This window comes from Cyanobium usitatum str. Tous, from assembly GCF_003011885.1.
Classification (GTDB): Bacteria; Cyanobacteriota; Cyanobacteriia; order PCC-6307; family Cyanobiaceae; genus Cyanobium_A; species Cyanobium_A usitatum.
Window position 1 is genome coordinate 172,415 of the sequence record NZ_PXXO01000002.1, and the last position, 23,469, is coordinate 195,883.

At 62.4% G+C, this 23,469-nt stretch carries 21 protein-coding genes; 9 read left to right on the top strand and 12 right to left on the bottom strand.

The features are described 5' to 3' along the window. Positions 1-76: 76 nt before the first annotated feature. Both C7K55_RS02845 and C7K55_RS02850 read left to right on the top strand, forming a co-directional pair. Complete coding sequence (locus C7K55_RS02845; RefSeq protein ID WP_106501881.1) at positions 77-1,252, top strand: FIST signal transduction protein; 1,176 nt, start codon at positions 77-79, stop codon at positions 1,250-1,252. After that, positions 1,252-2,982, top strand: a complete 1,731-nt coding sequence (locus C7K55_RS02850) for a putative bifunctional diguanylate cyclase/phosphodiesterase (protein ID WP_106501882.1) — start codon at positions 1,252-1,254, stop codon at positions 2,980-2,982. Before C7K55_RS02845 ends, C7K55_RS02850 begins: the two co-directional genes overlap by 1 nt. On the opposite strand, the gene acs is transcribed toward C7K55_RS02850, so the two are convergent. After that, a complete protein-coding gene (acs, locus tag C7K55_RS02855; RefSeq protein ID WP_106501883.1) occupies positions 2,979-4,961 on the bottom strand; it encodes an acetate--CoA ligase in 1,983 nt (660 codons plus the stop codon). The two genes, C7K55_RS02850 and acs, sit on opposite strands and share 4 nt — an antisense overlap. Before the next feature lie 133 nt (positions 4,962-5,094). Here acs and C7K55_RS02860 point away from each other — a divergent pair, with 133 nt between their 5' ends. Beyond that, complete coding sequence (locus tag C7K55_RS02860; protein ID WP_241518126.1) at positions 5,095-5,757, top strand: HAD family hydrolase; 663 nt, start codon at positions 5,095-5,097, stop codon at positions 5,755-5,757. Between the two features lie 14 nt (positions 5,758-5,771). Here the strand turns inward: C7K55_RS02860 and sds are convergent, their stop codons facing one another. From sds to C7K55_RS02885, 5 genes are all read right to left on the bottom strand, one after another. Further along, entirely contained in the window at positions 5,772-6,743 is a 972-nt protein-coding gene (gene sds, locus C7K55_RS02865; RefSeq protein WP_106501885.1) for a solanesyl diphosphate synthase, read from the bottom strand. Positions 6,744-6,766: 23 nt separating this feature from the next. Then, positions 6,767-7,591: a glutamate racemase gene (gene murI / locus C7K55_RS02870; RefSeq protein ID WP_106501886.1), complete on the bottom strand. Its 825-nt coding sequence runs from the start codon at positions 7,589-7,591 to the stop codon at positions 6,767-6,769. Then, complete coding sequence (locus C7K55_RS02875) at positions 7,588-8,676, bottom strand: N-acetylmuramoyl-L-alanine amidase (protein WP_106501887.1); 1,089 nt, start codon at positions 8,674-8,676, stop codon at positions 7,588-7,590. The genes murI and C7K55_RS02875 overlap by 4 nt, the downstream gene beginning before the upstream one ends. Positions 8,677-8,684: 8 nt before the next feature. Beyond that, positions 8,685-9,503, bottom strand: a complete 819-nt coding sequence (locus C7K55_RS02880; protein WP_106501888.1) for a carbon-nitrogen hydrolase family protein — start codon at positions 9,501-9,503, stop codon at positions 8,685-8,687. A gap of 65 nt (positions 9,504-9,568) precedes the next feature. Then, a complete protein-coding gene (locus C7K55_RS02885) occupies positions 9,569-10,324 on the bottom strand; it encodes a 2-phosphosulfolactate phosphatase family protein (RefSeq protein WP_106501889.1) in 756 nt (251 codons plus the stop codon). 52 nt (positions 10,325-10,376) lie between these two features. Here C7K55_RS02885 and C7K55_RS02890 point away from each other — a divergent pair, with 52 nt between their 5' ends. The 6 genes from C7K55_RS02890 to C7K55_RS02915 are packed head-to-tail and all read left to right on the top strand — an operon-like array spanning position 10,377 to position 16,353. Continuing rightward, the gene (locus C7K55_RS02890) at positions 10,377-11,954 is read left to right on the top strand and encodes a UbiD family decarboxylase (RefSeq protein WP_106501890.1); all 1,578 of its coding nucleotides are present in this window, start codon (positions 10,377-10,379) and stop codon (positions 11,952-11,954) included. After that, positions 11,954-12,439: an Rrf2 family transcriptional regulator gene (locus tag C7K55_RS02895; RefSeq protein WP_106501891.1), complete on the top strand. Its 486-nt coding sequence runs from the start codon at positions 11,954-11,956 to the stop codon at positions 12,437-12,439. The genes C7K55_RS02890 and C7K55_RS02895 overlap by 1 nt, the downstream gene beginning before the upstream one ends. Positions 12,440-12,478: 39 nt before the next feature. Beyond that, positions 12,479-13,303 (top strand): bifunctional hydroxymethylpyrimidine kinase/phosphomethylpyrimidine kinase, encoded by an 825-nt coding sequence (thiD, locus tag C7K55_RS02900; protein ID WP_106501892.1) that lies wholly within the window; start codon positions 12,479-12,481, stop codon positions 13,301-13,303. A 26-nt stretch (positions 13,304-13,329) separates the two neighbouring features. After that, positions 13,330-14,664 carry a 3-phosphoshikimate 1-carboxyvinyltransferase gene (gene aroA / locus C7K55_RS02905; RefSeq protein ID WP_241518127.1) on the top strand — a complete coding sequence of 445 codons (1,335 nt, stop codon included), beginning with the start codon at positions 13,330-13,332 and terminating at the stop codon, positions 14,662-14,664. A gap of 44 nt (positions 14,665-14,708) precedes the next feature. After that, positions 14,709-16,082 carry a bifunctional UDP-N-acetylglucosamine diphosphorylase/glucosamine-1-phosphate N-acetyltransferase GlmU gene (glmU, locus tag C7K55_RS02910; RefSeq protein ID WP_106501894.1) on the top strand — a complete coding sequence of 458 codons (1,374 nt, stop codon included), beginning with the start codon at positions 14,709-14,711 and terminating at the stop codon, positions 16,080-16,082. A 25-nt stretch (positions 16,083-16,107) separates the two neighbouring features. After that, entirely contained in the window at positions 16,108-16,353 is a 246-nt protein-coding gene (locus tag C7K55_RS02915) for a chlorophyll a/b-binding protein (RefSeq protein ID WP_106501895.1), read from the top strand. Between the two features lie 136 nt (positions 16,354-16,489). On the opposite strand, the gene C7K55_RS02920 is transcribed toward C7K55_RS02915, so the two are convergent. Genes C7K55_RS02920 through menD form a run of 6 tightly spaced genes read right to left on the bottom strand, consistent with a single transcriptional unit; the run spans position 16,490 to position 23,444 of the window. Continuing rightward, entirely contained in the window at positions 16,490-17,884 is a 1,395-nt protein-coding gene (locus tag C7K55_RS02920; protein ID WP_106501896.1) for a UDP-N-acetylmuramoyl-tripeptide--D-alanyl-D-alanine ligase, read from the bottom strand. A 28-nt stretch (positions 17,885-17,912) separates the two neighbouring features. After that, on the bottom strand, positions 17,913-18,695 hold the full coding sequence (locus C7K55_RS02925) for a hypothetical protein (RefSeq protein ID WP_127431961.1): 783 nt from the start codon (positions 18,693-18,695) through the stop codon (positions 17,913-17,915). 10 nt (positions 18,696-18,705) lie between these two features. After that, positions 18,706-20,178: a glycogen synthase GlgA gene (gene glgA / locus C7K55_RS02930; RefSeq protein ID WP_106501898.1), complete on the bottom strand. Its 1,473-nt coding sequence runs from the start codon at positions 20,176-20,178 to the stop codon at positions 18,706-18,708. A 40-nt stretch (positions 20,179-20,218) separates the two neighbouring features. Further along, the gene (locus C7K55_RS02935; RefSeq protein WP_106501899.1) at positions 20,219-20,728 is read right to left on the bottom strand and encodes a L,D-transpeptidase; all 510 of its coding nucleotides are present in this window, start codon (positions 20,726-20,728) and stop codon (positions 20,219-20,221) included. A 50-nt stretch (positions 20,729-20,778) separates the two neighbouring features. Then, positions 20,779-21,639: a 1,4-dihydroxy-2-naphthoyl-CoA synthase gene (gene menB / locus C7K55_RS02940; RefSeq protein WP_241518128.1), complete on the bottom strand. Its 861-nt coding sequence runs from the start codon at positions 21,637-21,639 to the stop codon at positions 20,779-20,781. Next, positions 21,636-23,444, bottom strand: a complete 1,809-nt coding sequence (menD, locus tag C7K55_RS02945) for a 2-succinyl-5-enolpyruvyl-6-hydroxy-3-cyclohexene-1-carboxylic-acid synthase (RefSeq protein WP_106501901.1) — start codon at positions 23,442-23,444, stop codon at positions 21,636-21,638. The genes menB and menD overlap by 4 nt, the downstream gene beginning before the upstream one ends. Positions 23,445-23,469 lie beyond the last annotated feature (25 nt).

The following is a 23,469-nucleotide window of genomic DNA, read 5'->3' on the forward strand; positions in this document are numbered from 1 at the left end:
TGCTGAGCCGTCCCTACGGGGGTAGACAATTGTGGTTATCAGTCGGGGAATTGCTCCGACGCATGAGCCAGCCTCAATGGTCACTTCGATGGTTGCTGAGAGCTGGGTCCAGGTAGGAGCCTCTTCGTTAAACGACACCGGCCAGGCCCTTGAGCAGGCACTGCAGGCTCTGCAGTGCCCCCAGGATCCCAAGCTGATCGTGGCCCTGCTTGCGCCAAATTTTGATCTGGCGGCGATTGCCGAGCAGCTCCATGGGACCTTTCCCCATACGCAGGTGATTGGTTGCACAACATCTGGTGAAATCACCCCAGGTGGCGCGGTGGCCAATGCCCTGGTGCTTTGGGCCCTGGGAGGCTCGGCAATCGAGGTAAGCACGGGTTCCGGCCAGGGTGATGCGCACGGCCTGCGCCAGGCTGCAACCGAGGCCGCCCACTGCCTGGACCATCTTGAGCAACGGGCCAATACGGTCTTGATAGTGCTCTCCGATGGCCTTTGCGGTGATCAGATGGATGTGGTTCGCGGCGCCTACGACGTAGCAGGAATCGACGTTCCCCTGGTGGGAGGCTGCGCCGGCGACTATCTAGCGATGAGCCGAACCCGGCAGATCCATGGCCGTAGGGTTATGACTCAGGCAGTGGTGGCAGCAGCAGTTAGTTCCGACCGCCCCTTAGGCATCGGCGTAAGCCACGGCTGGACCCCAGCCAGTGACCCTATGTTGGTCACTGGGAGCAAGGGAAACATTCTGTCTACTTTGGAAGATAAGCCAGCACTAGATGTATACCTCGATTTCTTCAATCCGGAAGATATTGTTCGGACCGACCCTGCCGCATTCGCCAATTTTGCCGCGACTCACCCAATTGGAATACGCCGGCGAGACAAAATCGAGATGCGTCACGTCACCGGCTTCAACCCCGATAGGCGAGAACTGATCTTGGTGGCAGAGGTTCCCCAGGGAGCCTTGGCCTTCCTTACTGAAGGCAATTTCGATTCTGTTCTTAATGCGGCAGCCCAGTCCTGCATTTCAGCTGTCGAGGCCCTAAACGGGTTTCCGCCGGCTGGCTTACTGCTATTCGACTGCGTCTCACGAAGGGCAGTATTTACAGAAGAGCGCGTACATGAAGAAACTGATTTAATCACCAGCAGTTGCGGAGCCGTACCGATGGCAGGGTTCTACACCTATGGAGAAATTGCTCGCACCAAAGGCGCAGGAGGTTTTCATAATCAAACCCTTGTAACTCTGGCGATCGGCTAATGGAGACCACCTCCTGGTCCCTGCACATGCTTTCGGAGATCCTCTCAGCTTTCTCCACGGAGGATCCAGATAATCTCCGCAATGTGCTCAACCGGGTGGCAGAATCCGTTGATGCCGAGGTGGCTGCAATCATCTGCAATCGATCGATTGACTGGTGCATCGGGCTATCAGAAGATGACCAGCAACTACTTCTGGAGGAATTAAACAACCAACCCAGCGATATCACTATACGATCAGGTATTTTACGCACCTGTTGGGCTCCTATGGGGCCGATGGACCTGCTGTTTGTGGGCCGCCTCGGCGAACGCTTTGACTTGGAGGAACGTTCCCTGCTTCGGGCTATGGCTCGTAGTATCGAACTAAGTATAAAAATGCTTAGGGCTGTTACATCGGAGAGAGAGGCACGTAAGGACGCCCTTCTTCAAGCAACTCATGACGCCCTTACTGGACTGCCCAATCGGCGCATGGTGCTGGACCGCCTGCAGGCGGCGGTTGATCATCTGTCTGTAGATAGCTCCCTTTTGACCGCGGTGCTTTTTATCGATATTGATCGCTTCAAGTGGATCAACGATGCCTATGGACACAGCGCCGGCGACCAACTACTAATTCACGTCAGTCGTGTCCTAAAACACGTAGTTCGCCATGACGATCTAGTCGGTCGTCTATCGGGAGATGAATTTATCGTTATCATCCGAACAAGCCACCGAGATGATGCAGGTCAATTGGCCAGCCGGATTATCGAGGAAATCCGCCAGCCCGTGAATGTTGCTGGCTCAGAACTCAGCCACACCGTGTCGATCGGCATCAGCTTTGCCCACCTAGGAGATAGCCCATCAACTCTGCTGGAAAATGCCGACATGGCTATGTATCAGGCAAAGGCCTTAGGCCGTGGTCGCCACTCAACCTTTCATTCGACCATGCGTCTGCAAGCCCAACAACGTATCTCTCTAGAGGAGGCTCTCGGCAACGCGGTGCAAAACGGGGAAATCAAACCCTTTTTACAACCCATCTTCCGCCTCGATGACAAAACCCTCACAGGCTTTGAAGCCCTGGTTCGCTGGCAACATCCCCAACTAGGACTGCTGATGCCAGCCGCATTTCTGGAACAAGCCGAGGACAGTGGCCTGATCCAGGAGATCGACATGTGTGTGTTTGCGAGCGCCTGCGCTGTTATCGCTAGTTGGCAGCAGATTCACGGCCTAGGCAATCTGAGGTTGTCTTCAAACCTGTCTGCCCGCAGTCTTGCCGACCCACGGGTGAAGGTACATATCAAAGAAATCCTAGAATCAACAGCAATCAATCCGGCTAGTGTTTACCTAGAGATTACAGAAACAACCTTTGTTGATGACATTGAATCGACAACGGCAACTATCAACGCACTGCGAGATCTTGGCCTGCGACTGGCAATTGATGATTTCGGCACGGGGTATTCATCATTGCTATACCTAAAGCGCTTCCCGGTAGGGGTTCTTAAAATTGATCGCTCATTTGTAAGCGGATTGGGAAAGAATCCAGAAGATGAGGTGATTGCAACCACAATTCTCACTCTCGCCAAGGCTCTCGAACTGGAGGTAGTGGCTGAAGGAGTGGAAAATGAGGCCCAGATGAAACGCATGCGCGAACTGGGTTGTGATTACGGCCAGGGTTATTGGTTTGGACATCCGATCACTATTGAGGCAACGGACGTCGCCTTCATCGAACCGCTTCGCCAGGCCCCCTTAATCCCCTAAACCCTTAGGGCATCGAGTACGGAACGGTCCTCCAAGGTGGAGGTGTCACCAGTTACTTCCTGGCCAGAGGCTAGGGCCCGCAGGATGCGGCGCATGATTTTGCCGCTACGGGTTTTGGGCAGGGAATCGGTGAAACGAATTTCATCGGGCTTGGCGATCGGCCCGATCTCTTTGCCCACATGGGCCCGCAAATCGGCAATCAGGGCGTCGTCGCCGCAGCGACCCGCCTCCAGGGTCACAAAGGCCACAATCCCCTCACCTTTGAGATCATCGGGCCGGCCCACGACCGCCGCCTCAGCCACCGTGGGATGGCTCACAAGAGCACTCTCAATTTCCATCGTGCCGAGTCGGTGACCACTCACGTTGATCACGTCATCAACGCGGCCCATTACCCAGAAATAGCCGTCGGCGTCCCGGCGGGCGCCATCACCGGCGAAATACAAGTAGGAGGCATCGGCGGGTCTGATCTCCTCCCAGTAGCTCCTGCGGAAGCGCTCCGGATCACCATGCACGGTGCGCATCATCCCTGGCCAAGGCCTACGCACCGCCAGGTAGCCACCGGCATCAGCCGGCTGGGAAACGCCGTCCATGTCGACAATGTCGGCGGCGATTCCCGGCAGGGGCAGGGTGCAGGAGCCGGGTTTGGTGGGGGTGGCGCCGGGCAGGGGGCTGATCATCACGCCGCCGGTCTCGGTCTGCCACCAGGTGTCCACCACCGGGCAGCGGTTATGGCCGATCACGTCGCGATACCACATCCAGGCCTCGGGATTGATCGGCTCACCAACGGTGCCCAGGATTCGCAACGAGCTCATGTCGTATTGATCCGGCACGGCGCGGCCGCTCTTCATGAAGGCCCGGATCGCCGTGGGGGCGGTATAGAAAATTGTGCAGCGATGCTTCTGAATCACCTCCCAGAAGGCGCCGGGTTTGGAGGGCCGCGGTGCACCCTCGTACATCACCGTGGTGGCGCCATTGGAGAGGGGCCCGTACACGATGTAGCTGTGCCCGGTGATCCAGCCCACATCGGCGGTGCACCAGTGGATGTCGTCATCGCGGATGTCGAAGATCCACTGGAAGGTGAGGTGGGCCCAGAGGTTGTAGCCGGCAGTGGTGTGCACCACCCCCTTGGGCTTGCCGGTGGAGCCGGAGGTGTAGAGCACAAATAGGCGGTCCTCACTGGCCATGGGCTCGGCGGGGCACTCGGCGCTCTGCCCGTCCACCAGCTCGTGCCACCAGTGGTCCCGGCCGGTAGCCATGGCGCAGTCGCCCTTGATCCGCTGCACCACCAGCACATGCTCAACGCTTGGTGCACCGCCATTTGCCGCGAGTGCCTCATCCACCGCGGGCTTAAGGGGCACGGGCTTGTCCTTACGGAAACCGCCATCGGCGGTGATCACCGCCTTCACCTGGCCATCGATCAGCCGATCCCGCAGGGCATCGGCTGAGAAGCCGCCAAACACCACCGAGTGGGGGGCACCAATGCGGGCACAGGCCAGCATGGCAATGGCTGCCTCAGGGACCATCGGCATGTAAAGGGCAACTAGGTCCCCCTTGCCGATGCCAAGTGCCTTGAGGGCATTACTCGCCTTACACACCTCGGCATGAAGTTGGCGGTAGGTAAAGCTGAGACTGTCGCCGGGCTCCCCTTCCCAAATCAGGGCGGTCTTATCGGCCCGCGGGCCAGCGAGATGGCGATCGAGGCAATTGAAACTCAGGTTGGTGGTGCCCCCTGCAAACCACTTGGCGAAAGGCGGATCACTCCAATCGAGCACCGAGTCGAAGGGCTCAAACCAGTGCAGCTCTCTACGGGCCAGGTCGCCCCAGAAGGCATCGGGATCAAGATCAGCCTTGCTGCATAGGGCCCGGTAGGCATCTAGAGAGCCAATGCGGGCCGAGGCGGCCAGCTCAGCTGGGGGCGCAAACAACCGCTGCTCCTGAAGCACCGATTCGATCGTCGGGCCCGTTGTGGCATCAGGCATGGGTGGCAGACAGGCGGATGCTGACGGGCGGTTGCTGACAGGCGGGCTCTAACGGGCGGTTGCCATAGAAAAATTAAACCAGCTGGCGCCGCAGTCCCAGGCTCCTTGCACCGGCATGTAATGGGCCGTCGTGATGCAGGATAGATACATGGGTCCTGCCGCCTGCCTGTTCGATCTCGACGGCCTGCTTCTAGACACCGAACCACTGCAGGCCAGGGCTTGGCATAAAGCCGCCGCCCACTTTGGTTGCCAGCTCGGTGCTGAACAGTTGCTCAGGCTGCGGGGCCAGCGCCGGTTGGATTGTGCTGCCTTGGTATGCCGCTGGATCGCAGCTTCAGGCTCCAATCCCCCGAGTTCTGAGGCTTTGCTGGCCGTGCGCCAACCCCTGGCCGATGCCTTGGTGCCCACCGCTGCCGCAATGGACGGCGCCGCCGAACTGGTGCAGATGTGCAGGGATCACCAGGTCCCCATGGCCCTCGTCACCAGCAGCACCCAGGACGCGGTCCGGCGTAAGGCTGCACCCCACCGATGGCTGCAGCTGATCGAGGTAAGGGTTTACGGCGATGATCCAGCCCTGGCGGCGGGGAAACCGGCGCCGGACCCATTTCTGCTGGCAGCTAAACGCCTAGGCCGCAATCCCGGCGACTGCTGGGCCTTCGAAGATTCAGCCGCCGGCATCGAGGCCGCATTGGCCGCCGGTTGTCAGGTGTATGCCCTTCTCCCAAGCGACGCAGATGCCCAGGCCACACCAGCTGGAGTGACCCGCCTCAATTCCCTCAGAGATGTGCGCTGGTAGCTGGCTGAACAGCGTCAGTAGAGGCGACTAAGGACGAAATCAGGCAGGGCCCGCAAGGCGCTGCGCGGTTCGGAGGGGACTAGCCATTCCAAGGATTGAGCTGCTTCCTGGGCGAAGCCTTCAGCCAACGCCCTGGTGCGGGGAATGGCCTCGCAACCCCTCACCAGTTCAAGAGCTTGCTCGAGATCACCTTCCTCGCAAAATTCGCGTTCAATCAAGCCGGCCAGGGCAGGGCGCTCCTGGAGTGCATAAAGGGCTGGAGCGGTGAGATAACCGGAGGCCAGATCGCTTGCAGCTGGCTTTCCAAGCTGCTGATCACTGCCAGTGAAATCGAGAATGTCGTCCACTACCTGGAAGGCCAAACCCAACTGGCGGCCAAAGCGATAAAGATCATCGAGCTGGGCCCCTGGCAAACCGGTAAGTACGCCAGCTGCCCTAGCGCTATTTGCAATTAGCGAGGCTGTTTTGCAGTAGCTCTTTTCGAGGTATGTCTCGAAGCTCTGGCCGGTGTCGTAGCGGAAAAGGCCCTGTTTCACCTCGCCGTCTGCCAAATCCATGATCACCCGGCTGAGCAGCTTCACCACCTCGAGATCATCGAGATTGGCCAAATGCCAGCTGGCCTGGGCAAAAAGGAAATCCCCCGCAAGCACCGCCACTCGATGATTGAAACGGCTGTGAACCGTGTCAACTCCACGCCGGGTTGCAGCCTCATCGACAACGTCGTCGTGGACAAGCGAAGCCGTGTGGATCATTTCAGTGATCTCCGCCAGGCGGCGGTGGCGGGGCCCCAGCTCACCGTCGGGGGCTACTGCCCGCGATAGCAAGAGCACAATGCCGGGTCTCAGCCTCTTACCACCTGCAGCAAACAGATGCTCTGCTGCAGCCTGCAAAATTGGATGGCCAGCTCCTATAAGGCTGCGCAGGTCGGCCAGCAGGGCATCTAGGTCAGCCTCTACGGGCTGGAGCAGCTCTGCAACCGTTGCCACAACACCTCCGCCGTGGCGTGATCCTAGAAGGCTCGCCCCATCGACCGCAGGTCTACCCTCTCAACAGCAGGCCGATAACCCAACCAGCGGCTCGCCCCGTCGGCAAAGGCCTCCGCAGATCCACTGACGCAGACCCGGGTGCGCTCGGCTGGAGTCACCACCTCCACCGCTGCGAGTTCGCCCTCCGGCATGCCGCCCATGCTTGCCAAAAGGGGCCCTAGGCGCCGTACCGCCGATTCAGCTGGATCAACGAGCCGCACATGGGGTGGCAGCAGGGCCGTGAGCAAGGGGCGCAACATCGGGTAGTGGGTGCAGCCCAGCACCACCGTGTCGACACCCGCAGCGAGTAGGGGCTCCAGGTATGCCTTGGCTTCCCCTATCAGGGCTGGAGACTGGAGATCACCGGCCTCGATCAAGGGCACGAAGGTGGAACAGCCCACCTCGAGCACAGAGGTGTGGGGCCGGCAGGCATGGATTGCCCGCCTATAGGCACCGCTGGCGGCTGTAGCGGGAGTTGCCAACACCCCCACGCACTCGCTGTTTAGGTCGGCAGCAACACTGTCGATCAGGCCCACCACGGGAACGCCGGCCTCTGCCACGGCCACATCAAGAGCGAGGGCATTGGAGGTGTTGCAGGCCATCACCAGAACCCCGACCTGTTGGTTGCGCAGCCAGCCCACCACCTCAGCGGCAATGGAGCGAATATCGGCGACGCTGCGCTGGCCGTAGGGAACTCGGGCCGTATCCCCGAGATACAGGCAGGAGGAATGGGGATAGCGCTCCTGAAGCCTCCGCAGCACCGTGAGGCCCCCCAAGCCGCTGTCAAATAGCCCCACCAAAGCGCTCATTGCTGACCCTGCAGGGCGTTAAGAATGCCAGCGCTCAGGGCTAAAGCCATGCGACGACGAAAATTGGCATCGGCGAGGCGCCGGGAATCGAGTTCACCGGTGACAAAGCCCATCTCAACAAGGGCGGAGGGCATCACCGTGCGGCGGATCACGAAAAAGCGTCCGGTGCGCACGCCGCGATCAGGACTGCCAGGGGAAATGGCCACCATTTGCTCCTGCAAGGCCGCAGCCAGGCGACGGGAGGGCGATCCCGCACCCTCAAAGAAAAAGGTCTCGATGCCATTCACATCGGGACGGGCCATGCTCAAGGCGTTGGCGTGCACGCTCACAAACAGATCGGCACCGCTGCTGTTGGCCAGGGCCACCCGGGGAGGCAGGTCAACGTCCACCTCTGAGGTGCGTGTCATCAACACCTGGACGCCGCGGGCCTGCAGTAGCCGGGCGATTTGCAGACAAACATCAAGCACTACGTCGGTTTCCCGTAGGCCACCAATGCCGACGGCACCTGGATCGGGGCCCCCATGGCCAGGGTCGATCACCACCTTGAAGCGGCCCCGGGGCACAACCGGCAAGCCATCGGCGGAGAGGGGCGTAGCTGCGGTGGGGAAGAAGGTCTGCTGATCGGCGCCAAAGCTGGCAACAGCATCGAGGTCTCCCTCGCCGAGGCCAAGCCCAGCTTGGTTGCCAAGACCCGGCAACTCCATGCGCCAGCGGTCCCGGGAGGTGCCCACCAGGCGCAGGCCAGAGGGATCGAGCTGGGTACCTGGCGCAAATTCCAGAACCAAGCGGGTTGTGAAGCTATCTGGACGACCAATCCGTACCTCACGCAAGGCACCACTGCCTCGCACAGTGCGTGTGCGCGATGGGGCACCGGGCAGGTCTACCCAGACCCGGGGGCCCCTAAAGCCAGTACCAGCCTCAAAAAAGGCCTGGGGGCGTACATCGATACTGGTACGTAACTCCAGCTGACCGCTGCGGGAAACGCGCCAGGCTGCGAGGGAAGAAGCCCAGGCCGGTAGATCGGCCATCAGCAAAGCAACCGCTGCCAGAGCAGCACTCCAGCGGAATCTGACGGACCAGGGCATCGGGACAGTCAGAACAGGGCCGGCCGGCGGTGCCTCAGGCTGGGCATCTGGGCCCTCACCCTCTGGGCATGGCCCGGATCGATCGGGGCAATGGCAGCGCTGACACTCACGCCGGCATCTGCCAGCACCGTGCCCCAAGGGTCGATTACCAAGGCATGGCCGTGGCTCTGCCTGCGTCCGTAGTGCTGGCCCGTCTGGGCGGGGGCGACCACGTAGGCAGTGTTTTCAATCGCCCGGGCCTGCAGCAGCACCTGCCAGTGGTCCTTGCCGGTAAAAGCGGTAAATGCTGCGGGCACAAACAAAACATCAGCCCCTGCCTGGGCTAGGTGGCGATAAAGCTCAGGGAAGCGAACGTCGTAGCAGATCGACAGGCCAATCCTGCCAAGACCGGGCACATCAACTACAGGGGGCAGGTGGTCTCCGGGCTGCACCGTGGCCGACTCCCGATAGGTGTTGCCGTCGGGTAAGTCGACATCGAAGAGGTGGATTTTGTCGTAGCGAGCCAGCAGCTGGCCCTCCGTTCCTACTAACTCAGCGCGGTTGAAGGTCTGCCCCGGTTCAGCTGGGACGGGAAAGCCCCCACCTAACAAGGTCACTTGATAGCGGCGCGCCATCGTGACAAGAAAGCTGCTGCAGCGCTCCGCCAAGAATGGGGCCAGCTCAAGGCGCTGCTCGTCCTCCCCCATGAAAGCGAAGTTTTCGGGGAGCCCAACCAACTCAGCGCCGCGACGGGCAGCCAGCTCGATCTGCTCTTCCGCTGAAGCGAAATTCGCATCCGGATCCGGGGTGCTGGTGAGTTGCACAGCTGCCGCCAGAAAACTGCCCACTCACTGCCCCAACCAGTGCGTCAGACTTTAAAGGAAGCGCCAAGAGGCGGTTCGCGCAGCAGGGATCAACTGGCCTTCAGCACCCCGGGTTCGGCCTGAAAGGGCACTAGTTGCAGGCTGTCGACAGCTGCGCAGCAAGCAAAATCGGCGTCATGGTTGCCGAGATTGATCAGGCGCTGGCCGTGACTTGCAGTGCGCAAGCAGGTCTCGGTATCGAGGTGCCACTGCTGCCAGAGAGCAAGGGCCGCCAGCATTTCGTCGTTGCCGAAGCTCACACCGATATGGGGAGCCACCGCCATCTCAATCGCCGCAGAAGCAACGGCACCAGCAGCGAGGCTGTCTTCGAGGGAGTAATCACCCTCCCAGCCACTGCCCACGATCCAGACCCGGCAGCACTCCTGATCAAGCAGACGCCGTGCAACGGCGGTGCGGTTGGGGAGACAGGCCGTCAGCAACAGAGGCACCGACTTAACGGCCGCTAAGGAGCGGGTGCCATTGGTGGTGCTCATGAATATGCGTTTGCCACCCACCAGCTCGGGGGTTACGGCAAGGGGAGAGTTACCCAGGTCGTAGCCCGCCACCCTCTGGCCGCCTCGCTCACCGGCACGCAGTCGCTGCTGCGCCGGCCAGGCAGCCGCTGCAGCTTCAAGCTCCTCCAGGCTGGCGAAGGCCTCGATCGCCTCAGCTCCGTTCTGCAAGGACCAAGCAATCGTGGTCGTTGCCCGTAGAACGTCGATAACTACGGCCGCATCTGGCCCACCCTCCGCCAGGGAACTGACGGGTGGCACGCATTCAGAGGAGTGGAAGTAGGAAATTTGCATAGCCGCGGCCCCAGTTCAGGTGCGTCACAGTAGTCACCGCTCATAAAAGTCGATGCCGAATAAGGGAATTAGTCAACGCAGTCGCCGGGATTTGCGCGGCTTCATCGACCTCCTGGAGCAACGGGGTCGGCTGAGGCGCATCACCGCGCCGGTGGATCCAGACCTGGAGTTAGCAGCGATTGCCGACCGGGTACTGGCAGCTGGCGGCCCGGCCCTGTTGTTTGAAAATGTGATTGGCTCCACCATGCCGGTGGCCGTGAACCTGCTGGGCACCCAAGAGCGGGTGCTGTGGAGCATGGGTATGGAGCAACCAGAGGAACTGGAACGGCTCGGCGAGCGCCTAGCGCTGTTGCAGCAACCTCGCCCCCCCAAGGGGGTCCGGGAGGCAGTGCGCTTTGGTTCGGTGCTGCTGGATGTGCTCAAGGCCAGGCCCGATCTCGACCTAACCCCCCCTTGCCACCAGCAGGTGTTTAAGGGCGAGGCAGTGAACCTTGACGCCCTGCCCCTGCTGCGGCCCTGGCCCGGCGATGGCGGCCGCATCATCACCCTGGGCCTGGTGATCACCAAGGATCCAGAAACTGGCACACCCAATGTGGGCGTGTACCGGCTGCAACAACAGTCGGCGAACTCAATGACCGTGCACTGGCTGAGCGTGCGCGGTGGCGCCCGCCACCTGCGCAAGGCGGCGGCGATGGGCAAAAAACTTGAAATCGCCATTGCCATCGGCGTGCATCCGCTGCTGGTGATGGCGGCCGCCACGCCGATCCCGGTGCAGTTGAGCGAGTGGCTATTTGCTGGCATCTACGCCGGAGAGGGCGTCCGGCTCGCTCGGTGCAAAACAGTGAATTTGGAGGTGCCGAGCCACAGTGAGGTGGTGCTGGAAGGCACTATCACCCCTGGCTCTGAGCTGGCTGACGGACCATTTGGCGACCACATGGGCTTCTACGGCGGCGTCGAAGATTCGCCCCTCGTCCAGATCCAGTGCGTCACCCAGCGACGTGATCCGGTGTACTTCACCACCTTCAGTGGCCGGCCCCCCAAGGAAGACGCCATGTTGGCGATCGCCCTAAACCGCATCTACACGCCGATCCTGCGCCAGCAGATCCCTGAAATCGTCGATTTCTTTCTGCCGATGGAGGGGCTCAGCTACAAACTGGCAGTAATTGCCATCGATAAGGCCTATCCAGGCCAAGCCAAGCGGGCGGCGATGGCCTTCTGGAGCGCCCTGCCCCAGTTCACTTACACCAAATTTGTGGTGGTGGTGGATAAAAGCATCAACATCCGCGACCCGCGCCAAGTGATCTGGGCGATCAGTGCCCAAGTGGATCCGCAGCGGGATTTGTTTGTGCTCGAGGACACCCCCTTTGACAGCCTTGATTTCGCCAGCGAGCGCCTGGGCTTGGGCGGCAGGCTGGCGATCGATGCCACCACCAAGATCGGTCCAGAGAAGCGCCACCCCTGGGGCGAACCGCTTAGCCGTCCTGCCGAGCTGGAGTCCAGGCTCGATGCCCGTTGGGCCGAGCTTGGCTTGGCAGATATCGGCAACGACGAGCCAGATCCAGCCCTATTTGGTTACACCCTGGAGCATGTGCTGGAGCGGCTGGCGGGGCGGGCAACGGCTAAGGCGTGATGCTTTCTCGCCAGGCCAGCCATGCTCTTAAGGCCCTGTTGGAGCTGGCAGCAAGGCCCTTGGAGTGGCAGTCAACCCACTCGCTGGCCAGGACCCATGAGCTACCCGAACCCATGCTGGAACAGCTGCTCCTGCGCCTACGCCGAGCCGGGCTGCTGGATGCGAGGCGGGGTCGGGTGGGCGGCTACCGACTCACCAGGCCTGCGCGGGACATTTCAATGGAGCAGATTTTCGCAGGGCTGGGCGAAGCTTTATTAGTCGGCGAAGCCTTGAGAGTTGGCGAGGCTCCGCAAGAAAGTGCAAATCGGTCCGCACCGCCGGAGCCCGCCAGCTCACCAGCCGATCAAGTGACCAATGCATTGCAGCTACGGCTAGAGCGGGTCCGGCAGAAGGCGCTGGCGGAACTCAGTCTCGAAGACCTGCTGTTCGACCTGCGCAGCGCCGTGGCCGGATCCGATGGCGAGGGTGGGGTGATGCTTGGTTAAGCCATGGGCCTCCTCACCGTTCATTGCTGGAGCAAGCCGATGACTCCCGCCATCGCTATGACAATCGGGGGCAGTGATTCCAGCGGCGGCGCCGGCATCCAGGCCGACCTCAAGACCTTCACGAGCATGAAGGTGTACGGCTGCTCGGCCATCAGCTGCGTCACCGCCCAGAACACCAAAGGTGTCAGCCGCGTGGACGCTCTGTCGCCAGAGGCCCTGAGCGCCCAAATCAGCGCGGTGCTCACAGACCTGCCGGTAGCGGCCCTTAAAACCGGCATGTTGCTCAACGTCGGCCTAATTGAGGCCACTGCTGCCGCCCTGGCAGCGCTGACGATCCCGAAGTTGATCGATCCGGTGATGGTGTCGCGGGCAGGTTCAGTGCTGCTTGAACCCAGCGCCATCGCTGCCTACCGGCTGCTGCTACCCCAAGCCGAGCTGCTCACCCCCAACCTGCATGAAGCCCAGCTGCTCAGCGGAGTGACGATCGAGGCGGCTACCGATCTGGAGGGGGCGGTTGAGCAAGCGGCACAGAGGCTGCTGGAGCTGGGATCAGCAGCGGTGCTGGTCAAGGGCGGCGGCCGGCCAGAGCTGCGCGGCCGCGACTACCTGCTGCAGCGCCATGCCCCTGGCCAGTGGCTCAGCCACGCGCCAATCAGCACCACCCACACCCATGGCAGTGGCTGCACATTGGGGGCCGCGATCACCGCCCAGCGGGCCCTCGGGCTATCCCTTCAGGAGGCCGTGATCGAGGCCAAGCGCTACGTGGAAGGCGGCTTGCGCTCCGCCCTCGCCATTGGCGCTGGTCACGGTCCTCTATGCCACTGGCACGCCTATGGATCAGTCGGGCAGCGGCGCGCTCCATAGGATCGGCCAACTGCCGTCACTGCTTCGTGGCCCATTCCGCCGCTAATTCCGCCCCGCTCAGCCTGCCTGGCGGCGGCACTCTGGTGGGAACCGTGCAGGTACCCGGGGATAAATCAATCTCCCACCGAGCCCTTTTGTTTGGGGCTATCGCCGAAGGAGAAACCCGCATCGAGGGCTTGCTCCCAGCGGAGGACCCGCTTAGTACGGCTGCCTGCCTGCGGGCCATGGGCGTGGAGGTATCGCCGATTCAGGCCGGCCAGCCAGTGACCGTGCAAGGCGCTGGCCTTGATGGCTTCCAAGAACCAGGCGATGTGCTCGATTGCGGCAACTCGGGCACCACCATGCGGCTGATGCTGGGGCTGCTGGCAGGCCGGGTTGGCCGCCACTTCGTGCTCACTGGTGATGGCTCCCTAAGAGGCAGGCCGATGCGGCGGGTCGGAGCTCCCCTGGCCCAAATGGGTGCCCAGATCGGTGGCCGCGGGGACGGCAACTTCGCACCGTTAGCGGTGCAGGGCCAGCCCCTGCGCGGCACAACCATTCACACCCCGGTGGCCTCAGCCCAGGTGAAGAGCGCCATCCTGCTTGCCGCCCTCACCGCTGAAGGTCCCACCACCGTGATCGAGCCGGCCCAGAGCCGCGATCACAGCGAGCGAATGCTGCGGTCCTTCGGCGCCGAGTTGTCTGTGGGCGGTGCGGGCAACACGGTGGTGACCCTGATCCCGGGGCAAACGCTCAGAGGTCAAGCGGTGGTGGTGCCAGGTGACATCAGCTCCGCCGCCTTCTGGCTGGTGGCAGGTGCCATCACCCCAGGCGCTGAGATCACAGTGCAGAACGTGGGGCTCAACCCCAGCCGCACCGGCATCCTCGAGGTGCTGGAGCAGATGGGCGCCCAAATAAGCGTGCTCAACCGCCGGGATGTGGCCGGAGAGCCGGTGGGAGACCTGCGGGTTTGCCACGGCCCGCTGCAAGCCTTTGATATTGGTGGCGAACTGATCCCCCGGCTCGTGGATGAAATCCCAGTGCTGGCTGTAGCCGCCTGCTGCGCCGAGGGCATCAGCCGCATTCGTGACGCCGAAGAGCTGCGGGTCAAGGAAACAGACCGCCTCGCGGTCATGGCAAGACAGCTCGGTGCGATGGGCGGCCGCATCGAGGAATTCGCAGACGGCATGACTATCAATGGCTGCACCGAACTGCACGGCGCAGAGGTTGACAGTGAAACCGACCACCGGGTTGCCATGAGTCTGGCGGTGGCGGCCGGCATCGCCCGGGGTGACACCCTGCTGCACCGGCCGGAAGCGGCAGCCGTCTCCTATCCGGGCTTCTGGGACGACCTAACCCGCCTCAAGCAGCAGGCAGGTTGATAGGTAGTCCACGTAGATTCCCGGCGAGTCGTTATCGCCTGCCCATGCTCGCCGTTGCCGTATTGGCCGCAGGGAAGGGCACCCGCATGAAGAGCGCCCTACCCAAGGTGCTCCAGCCCCTAGCCGGCGCCACCCTGGTGGAGCGGGTACTGGCGAGTTGCGAGCAGCTTCAGCCAGAGCGGCGCCTGCTGATCGTTGGCCACCAGGCCGAGCGGGTGGAGCAGCAGCTGCAGGGCCTAAGCGACCTGGAATTCGTGCTGCAGCAGCCCCAGAACGGCACTGGTCACGCCGTGCAGCAACTGCTCGAACCGCTAAATAACTTCAGCGGCGATCTGTTGGTGCTCAATGGCGACGTGCCGTTGCTACGCCCCCAAACCCTTGCGGCCCTGCTGGAGCAACACCGCAGCAGTGGCGCTGCCGTGACCCTGCTCACGGCCAGGCTGGACGATCCCAGTGGCTACGGGCGAGTATTTGCCGATGCCAACGGCTCCGTCAGCACGATCGTTGAGCACCGCGACTGCAGCGACCAGCAGCGTCTCAACCACCTAACCAACGCCGGTATCTACTGCTTCAACTGGGCCAAGTTGGCCGAGGTGCTGCCCAAGCTCACCACCGACAACGACCAAGGCGAGCTCTACCTCACCGATACGGTGGCCCTGCTCCAGCCGGCCATGCACCGAGAGGTCGCTGATGCTGACGAAATCGCCGGTATCAACGACCGGCTTCAGCTCAGCCAATGCGAGACGGCTCTGCAGGAGCGGCTAAAGCGCCACTGGATGGCTGAGGGTGTGAGTTTTGTGGATCCAGCTAGCTGCACCCTTAGCGAAGACTGCCGCTTTGGTCAGGATGTTGTTGTTGAACCCCAGTGCCATTTTCGCGGCAGCAGCTCCATCGGCGATGGCTGCCGCATCGGGCCTGGCTGCTTGATCGAAGACAGCAGCTTGGGAGCAGGTGTGACCGTGCTCTATTCAGTGCTGCGCCAAGTGCAGGTGGCTGATCACTGCGCCATTGGCCCCTTCGCCCAGCTACGTCCCGGCACCTCATTGGCAGAGCACTGTCACATCGGCAATTTTGTGGAAGTGAAGAACAGCAGTCTTGCCAATGGCGTGAAAGTAAACCATCTCAGCTATATCGGCGACGCAGATCTGGGCACTGGCGTTAACGTGGGAGCAGGCACAATCACCGCCAATTACGACGGCGTGCGCAAGCACCGCACCGTGGTGGGAGCCGGTAGCAAAACCGGGGCAAATTCCGTGCTTGTAGCACCATTGACCCTGGGCGAAGACGTCACCGTTGGTGCCGGCTCGACGATCACTAAAGACGTGCCGGCCGGCTCGCTCGCCTTGGGCCGTGCTCGCCAACTCGTCAAGGAAAACTGGTCCAACCAGTTAAACCAGCCAAGCCCTCCAGCCCCATAGGCTGCGCCAATCTTCCCCAGCTTTTATGAATCGCGACAGGCGTCCTGCAGCTTCACCAGATAAGGAGGGCTTTCTCTACGAGCCGGTAGAACGGTTTGGCGAAAGCATGACCAGCCCCAAACCCTGGAACAAGGCTGCCCTGGCCGGGGTGGAATTATTAAACGGACGGATGGCAATGATGGGCTTTGCCGCAGCAATCGCCGGCGAGCTTCTCACCGGCAAGGGCATGGTGGGTCAGCTGGCTGCCATGTTGCATTGGTATCTGGGCTGAAAGCAGAAAGGCCCCGAGTGAACCACCACCCAGGACCTTCGCCCGAAGGCACAACATCGTGAAATGCTGCTCCGCAGCCATCATGGCCGATGGCGTCGAGCCCGGCGAGCCCTATTGCCGAAGCTGGGGTGCCCTATTAGAGAAGCGGGATCAAGCGCTCCAAAGCAACACCCCGGCTGGCCTTGAGCAGAAGCACATCTCCAGGCTGCAGCCATTGCAGCAATGGCTCTGCCGCAGCCTCCGGGCAATCCACCTGCCTTAAACGCGATAGGCCAGTGGCCGCCGCAATCATGGCTGCCCCTTCCTCGCCCTGGTCCACGATCACCAGCCCATCAAGGTCTAGTTGCCTTGCCCGCTCGGCCACGCTGCGGTGCAGAGCGAGACTCTGCTCGCCCAGCTCGAGCATCGTGCCGAGCACCGCGAAGCGGCGGCCAGGCTGCTGGGCCAGCAGCTCCAAGGCGGCAAGCACCGCCTCCGGTGAGGCGTTGTAGGTCTCGTCAAGTACCAGCACGCCATTTTGCTGCAAACGGCGGCTGCGTCCTCCGGGTAGATCCACCTGCAGGGGCCGCCAACGCTGAGGCTCAAGGCCGAGCTCCCGCGCTACCGCCATGGCAAGCAACAGGTTGCGGGCGTGATGCACTCCCTCTAGCGGCACGGGCAGGGCCACTCCGGCCAACTCCAGAATCTCCCCCTGGCAATCAAGGCTGCCCACCAGATCAGCGGCAGCTTCATGGCCTTCTCCCTGCAGGGCAACCCGCACTACTCGGCCAGACCACACACTGGCAAGGGAACGGTCCAGCAGGGGATCACCAGCCGGGATCACCACCAAGCCATCGGGCCTTAAACCAGCCACGATTTCGCACTTAGCCGTTGCGATTGCCTCGCGACTGCCAAGCCGGCCGATGTGGGCTGTGCCGATGTTGGTGATCACTGCCACATCGGGGCTGGCGCAGCGACTCAGCCGTTCGATCTCACCGAGGCCCCGCATGCCCATTTCCACAACCAAGGCCGCCTGATCAGGCCCTGCGCCAAGCAAGGTCAGGGGAACGCCTACGTCGTTGTTTTCGTTGCCGCTGGAGGCCCAAATCGGCCCAAGCGGAGCCAGGGCACTACGGATAAGTTCCCGCGTGGTGGTCTTACCGGCAGAACCGGTCACCGCCACCACTGGCGCTGCAAGCTGCAGGCGACAGAGACCCGCCAGTTCCTGGTAGGCCTGCAGGGTGTCCTGCACCAGCCAGAGGGGCACGTGAGCTGCGGCGGCAGCAGCCAACACACTTGCCTGGGAGGCTGGCGCAAGGTGGCCCGCCTGGGCTATGAGGGCGGCGGCACCCGCCTCAAGGGCAGCGGCAAGGAAGCCATGGCCATCGAAGCGCTCGCCAATCAACGGCAGAAAAAGGTCGCCGCCGCTCAATTGGCGGCTATCGGTGCAGATGGCCTGGGGGGCAAGCTTCAGCTCCGCCTGATCCACGGCCAGGGGGCCGGTGACGGGTTGACCCCACAGCTCCTGCAACTGGGCTAAACGCAGACTCATCGTCGGCAGTCGGGGGCGATGCGGAGGATCATGCCTGAGGAATTGTCTCCGCCTCCAACAGCACCATGCCGCTACCCACCCTGGCGGCCTGAGCCAGCAGATTGCTGCCAGGGGCTACCAGGCGCAGACGCTCGTAACCCAACTCACGGCTGCGCTGCAGCCAGAGATCGGCTTGCTGTTGGCGTCGTGGCAATGGCAAGCCTGCCCAGGTACTCACCAGCTCCAAGTCGAGCAGCCCCTGCTCGGGGTGGGGGCGGGCAGAAGAAATACTGCCATCGGGGTCATCGTTTGAGAGCAGGGCCAGCAGGGGGTCGAGCTCAAGGCGCACGGCAGGGGCAGGCTCTGCAAGCTCAGGAGGCTCAGGGGAGCTTGGCGCTGAACCAACAGAGCGAGCAGCTGGCTGGCCTAGGGCCTGCGGGAGCGGCAGGTCAGAACGGGGGGCAAGTCGTTCAGCAACATGTTCAACAACTGGTTGAGAGGCTGAACTATCCGCAAAATCAAAAGTGGTGGGGGTGGGGCTAGAGAAGAAAGTCTTTATCAGCAGCGTCAGCGAACACGCCACCACTGCCAAGCCCAGGGCTAACAACACCGGCCAAAAAAAAGCCGCTAGTGCTTGGGGCCAGAAGCCAGGCACCGATAAGTCCCCCTCGCGGTTGCGGCGCACCAGCTCCCTCAGCTTGAGCACCGTGCTGGCAAGGGCGGCACGCAGGTCTCCTGCAAGACGGCCCCAAGGTTCTACGTAAGGGGCCGGATAGGGAGCTGGCGGCTCCGAACGGCCCGATCTGTCGGGGGCTGAGGTGGGTGGCGTCACCAAAAGGGGTTCAACGACGCTTCAGCAGGGAAGCCAGGCCCCGCCGGCTGGGGTCCGCATCTTGACCCTGGGAGAAACGCTCAACGGCGGCAGCCTCAGGCGTTGGCTCCTTTACCCCGCAGACGTCGCGGTACATGGCGTCGTATTCGAGCGCCGAGCGGGCCCAGCTGAAGTCCACGCCCATGCCCCGGCGCTGGAGTTCCTGCCAACTGGCCTGATTGCGGTAGGCCTCCCAGGAGCGCACGATCGCCGTGTAGAAGTCGATTGGTTCATAGCGGTCGAAGCCATAGCCGTTGCCGCTGCCAGCCAGGGGGTCGTTGGGGGGCACGGTGTCCACCAGACCACCCACCATCCGCACCACCGGAATCGAGCCGTAGCGCATCGCCAGCATCTGGCTGATACCGCAGGGCTCAAAGCGGCTTGGCATCAAGAAGGCGTCGCTGCCGGCATAGATCAGCCGAGAGAGAGCGTCGTCGTAGGTGAGGAAAACGGCGAAGCGGCCGGGATGGCGCGCTGCCATCTGCCATAGCCCCGACTCATAGGTGCGATCCCCCGTGCCCAGAACGACAACCTGGCTGTCTGTGTAGGCCAACACCCGATCAGCAACCTGCAGCAGCAGGTCGACACCTTTTTGATCGACTAGCCGGGTCACCATTCCCATTAGGTAGGAACGGGGATTCACAGCCAAGCCAAAGCGCTCCTGCAGGACCTGCTTATTAATGGCACGGGGGGCTAAATCCGCAGCCGAAAACTGGGCTGGCAGGCTGGCATCAGTGGCTGGATTCCAGTCTTCGGTATCAATGCCGTTGAGAATGCCGCGCAACTTGCCACTGATGAAATTCAGCAAGCCATCTAGATGCTCACCGTATTGGGGCGTGCGGATCTCCATCGCATAGGTGGGAGACACCGCATTGACCCGATCTGCATACAGCAAGGCCGCCGCCATCGTGTGGTCCCCTTGCATATACCAGGGACACCAGGTAATCCGATCAAGCTTCCAGCGCCAAGGTCCCTGATACTTGAGATTGTGGATTGTGAAAACGGTGCTGATCTCCGGGTCTTGGTGCATCCACACCGGCAACATCCCGGTGTGCCAGTCGTGGCAGTGCAGCACCTGAGGTTTCCAGTGATGCCAGCAGAATTCCGCAGTCGCGCTGGCAAAGAAAGTGAAGCGCCAATCCTCGTCTTCACCGCCGTAGATGCGCTCCGGATCGAAAACTGGATGGCCAACTAAATAGAGAATTAGGCCGTTGGTGGGATGGCGGGCTTCAAAGACAGCGAAGTCATTGCCCATCGTGTGGCCACGCCAGATGGGCTCGGGCGAAACCTTCAACTTCGACCACAACTTGCCGTAACCCGGCAGGATGATGCGTACGTCGTGGCCTAAGGCAGCTAGGGCCGGGGGCAAAGAGCCCACCACATCACCCATGCCCCCGACCTTGATCATCGGCGCGCATTCGGCCGCCGCAAACAAGACCCGCATCCCAGAGTTACCGGAGGTGGGCGCAACTCTACGGTTGGCGCTAGGGCAACACCGTCACGGGCGTGCCCATCTCCACCAAGTCGAACAGTTCCCGCACATGCTCATCCAGTAGACGCACGCAGCCGTGAGATACGGCCTGCCCCACGCTGTGCCGCTGGGGTGTGCCGTGGAAGCCAGAACTGACGCAACCCTTCACCACAAGGTGCTCGCTGCCGTTAAAGCCGGCGCGGCCCTTGCAGTCGCGGTGAAAGCCAATCCAACGGCTGCCGAGGGGGTTGGCAGGTCCAGGCGGGATGCGTTGGCCGGTGGCTGGGTGCTCCCAAGTGGGGTCTACCGCTAGCTCGATAACCGAAAACTGACCCACCGGGGTCTCCCAGCCCGGCCGGCCGACACCCACCGGGAAGCGTTTGCGCTCCTGGTTGCCCTCTATTACAAATAACTGGCGCTGGCGCCGGTCAAGTACGAGCCGACGCTGCTGAGATGGCTCCACAGCTGCAACAGCAAGGGGTGGCGCAAATAAGTCGGCTCCCACAAGCAGGAGCGGAAGCATTCGCAGCAGCCCCAACCAACCCACTGCCCTGAGATGAAATCTGTTTGTTTTCAAGGTAGCCAGGGTGCATCGGAGAAGTCCGGCGGTCGCTTCTCAAGGAAGGCATTGCGCCCCTCCTGGCCCTCCGCTGTTCGATAAAACAGATGGGTGGCCTGGCCGGCCAGTTCCTGAATCCCTGCCATGCCGTCGGTTTCAGCGTTGAAAGCAGCCTTGAGGCAGCGGATCGCCGTGGGGCTGTGCTGCAGCACCTCGCGCGCCCAGCTGATCCCCTCCGTCTCCAACTGATTTAGGGGCACAACCCCATTCACCAAGCCCATGGCCAAAGCCTGGTCGGCCCCGTATTGACGGCAGAGAAACCAGATCTCCCGTGCCTTGCGCTGGCCCACCAGCCGGGCCAGGTAGCCGGCGCCAAAGCCGCCATCAAAACTGCCCACCCGCGGTCCCGTCTGGCCAAATACGGCGTTCTCAGCCGCCAGGCTCAGATCGCACAGCAGGTGCAGCACCTGGCCACCACCGATCGCGTAACCGGCCACCAAGGCAATCACCACCTTCGGCAAGCTGCGGATCAGGCGCTGCAGATCCAGCACATTGAGACGGGGCAAACCCGACTCGTCGAGATAGCCCCCATCGCCACGCACGCTTTGATCGCCGCCAGCGCAAAAGGCCCAGCCACCATCAGCCGCTGGGCCGGCTCCGGTAAACAACACCACCCCAACCCGAGGGTTGTCGCGAACTCGCGAAAAGGCGTCGCAAAGCTCCTGCACGGTGCGGGGCCGGAAGGCATTGCGCTTTTGGGGTCGGTTGATCGTGATGCGGGCGATCCCCTCCTCGCACAGGTCAAAAAGAATGTCCTCGTAGGAGCCGGCGGGCTGCCACTGCACCGCTGACGGGGTCGGGGAGGAAGGGCTCAAGACTGCATCAGGGCTTGGGCAGCCATTCTGCGCAAGGTCTGGCGCCTGAGTGCATCGGCGCGGCGATCGCTCACCAGCTCAAGCAGTGCCAGCGGCTGATTCAGCGCCCAGTCCAGCTGGGATGGCAAGTCAGCGAGCTGCTCCACCCTGCGCCCCGGCACGCCATGGGCTGCAGCCAAAGCCAAGTGATCAAGCTGCTGGGGCATGGCAAACAGCCTCTCGAAATCCAGGGCCTGCTCAGGCGTGGTGCGAATTGGCAGCTGCTCAAAGATGCCTCCACCGCCGTTGTTGATCAGGATCACGGTGAGTCGCCCCTTTAGTTGGCGCTGCCAGAGCCAGCCATGGCTGTCATGCAGCAGGGCCAGATCACCCGTGAGCAGCACCGCCTGGCCATGGGCCTCAGCGACCCCGCAGGCGATCGAGAGGGTGCCATCGATGCCTGATGCCCCTCGAAACCCATAAACCGCTCGCCAGGGGGCAGCGGGGTTGGCGAAGCTTTCCCAATCGCGCACTGGGCTGCTGTTGGCAAGCACCAGCGGCAAGCCGGCAGGCAGCAGGAGCCCCAGTTGGCGCGCCAAACAAAGCTCGTTAACACCGATTTCAGCTCCATCACCGCTGGCCAGCTGCTGATCAAGCCAGAGTTGTAATTGCAGCTCCCGCTGGCGCCAGCGAGACCCAAACCGCAGGGCCTCGGCGCTGGGGCCGCCGGCCCAAAAAGATGGAGGCAAGCTGGCGCTCCAGCCGGCCAAACCGGCTGCGCTCTGCTGGCATCCGCTGCCGTGCCATCCGCTGCCGAGCGGATCAAGACATCTCGGCTCGCCCTCACTGACAAGCCACTGGTGAGCGTTCTGGTCGGCCAGCCAGCGCTGCAGGCGGCGGCTGGCGGGCACGGGGCCAAGGCGCAGCACCTGGGCTGAACGCAGCTTGGGTTCAGGAGCCTCGAGCAGTAGGTCGTAGCTGCTGATCAAATCGAGGTCAGCCAAGCCCCGCAGCCCGCTGAGTCCATCTGCCAGCACGGGCCAGCCCGTGCGCCGCTGCCAGCGCAACAAAGCTTCCACATAACCCGGCCAGTGCTGGGGCAAGCCGCGCCAGGGACCAGCCACAACCACCCCTGGCTGGCCTGGATCGGGAGCGGGGCTGAAGGGCGTTGCCCGTATCCCTGATCCAGCAGCCCCCAGGGCGAGCTCGGCCAATGACGGTGGAGTTGGTTCAAGGGAACCGTCGGCAATTGCCTCAAGCAGCGCCGGCCCGTCCGCGTGTAGAGGTTCGCCAAAGGGAAGGTTGAGGTGCACTGGCCCGGGGGCCAGGCCAGGGGGCAGGGTTGCAGACCATGCCTGGCGAGCCAGGGCGGCGATGGCAGCGTCCGTCATGGCAGCCAGTCCAGTGCCATCGCCCTGGCCAAACCAGCGCACACTTGCGGCCAGAAAGCTTTCCTGGTTCACGGTCTGGTTTGCCCCACAGCCCTTGAGCCGGTTGGGGCGATCAGCACTGATCAGCAATAGGGGGATGGCGCCATAGTCCGCTTCCACCGCGGCGGGCAGGAGGTTTGCCACAGCGGTTCCCGAGGTGGTGACAACCGCAACTGCTTTTCCAGTCGCCCTGGCCAATCCCAGGGCAAAAAAAGCGGCAGAGCGCTCATCAATGGCGGTGTACAGCTCCAGCCCGCGCGGCTCGAGCACGCCCAGGGCCAGGGCCAGGGCACCGGAGCGACTGCCCGGACACAACACAGCCTGGCTGAGCCCCTGGCCCATCAGGGCCTTCAGCAGCAGCAGCGCCGCCTCGAGATTGCGACGGGCCAACTCCACGCCAGGGCGGTTCAGGATGGATTGA

Coding starts and splice junctions, on each gene's coding strand:
- C7K55_RS02885 (WP_106501889.1), bottom strand. CDS start 10,324: ATGCAAATTTCCTACTTCCACTCCTCTGAATGCGTGCCACCCGTCAGT.
- murI (WP_106501886.1), bottom strand. CDS start 7,591: ATGAGCGCTTTGGTGGGGCTATTTGACAGCGGCTTGGGGGGCCTCACG.
- C7K55_RS02890 (WP_106501890.1), top strand. CDS start 10,377: ATGCCGAATAAGGGAATTAGTCAACGCAGTCGCCGGGATTTGCGCGGC.
- C7K55_RS02935 (WP_106501899.1), bottom strand. CDS start 20,728: ATGCTTCCGCTCCTGCTTGTGGGAGCCGACTTATTTGCGCCACCCCTT.
- glmU (WP_106501894.1), top strand. CDS start 14,709: ATGCTCGCCGTTGCCGTATTGGCCGCAGGGAAGGGCACCCGCATGAAG.
- C7K55_RS02895 (WP_106501891.1), top strand. CDS start 11,954: ATGCTTTCTCGCCAGGCCAGCCATGCTCTTAAGGCCCTGTTGGAGCTG.
- C7K55_RS02920 (WP_106501896.1), bottom strand. CDS start 17,884: ATGAGTCTGCGTTTAGCCCAGTTGCAGGAGCTGTGGGGTCAACCCGTC.
- C7K55_RS02845 (WP_106501881.1), top strand. CDS start 77: ATGGTCACTTCGATGGTTGCTGAGAGCTGGGTCCAGGTAGGAGCCTCT.
- C7K55_RS02850 (WP_106501882.1), top strand. CDS start 1,252: ATGGAGACCACCTCCTGGTCCCTGCACATGCTTTCGGAGATCCTCTCA.
- thiD (WP_106501892.1), top strand. CDS start 12,479: ATGACTCCCGCCATCGCTATGACAATCGGGGGCAGTGATTCCAGCGGC.
- glgA (WP_106501898.1), bottom strand. CDS start 20,178: ATGCGGGTCTTGTTTGCGGCGGCCGAATGCGCGCCGATGATCAAGGTC.
- C7K55_RS02875 (WP_106501887.1), bottom strand. CDS start 8,676: ATGCCCTGGTCCGTCAGATTCCGCTGGAGTGCTGCTCTGGCAGCGGTT.
- acs (WP_106501883.1), bottom strand. CDS start 4,961: ATGCCTGATGCCACAACGGGCCCGACGATCGAATCGGTGCTTCAGGAG.
- C7K55_RS02860 (WP_241518126.1), top strand. CDS start 5,095: ATGCAGGATAGATACATGGGTCCTGCCGCCTGCCTGTTCGATCTCGAC.
- C7K55_RS02915 (WP_106501895.1), top strand. CDS start 16,108: ATGAATCGCGACAGGCGTCCTGCAGCTTCACCAGATAAGGAGGGCTTT.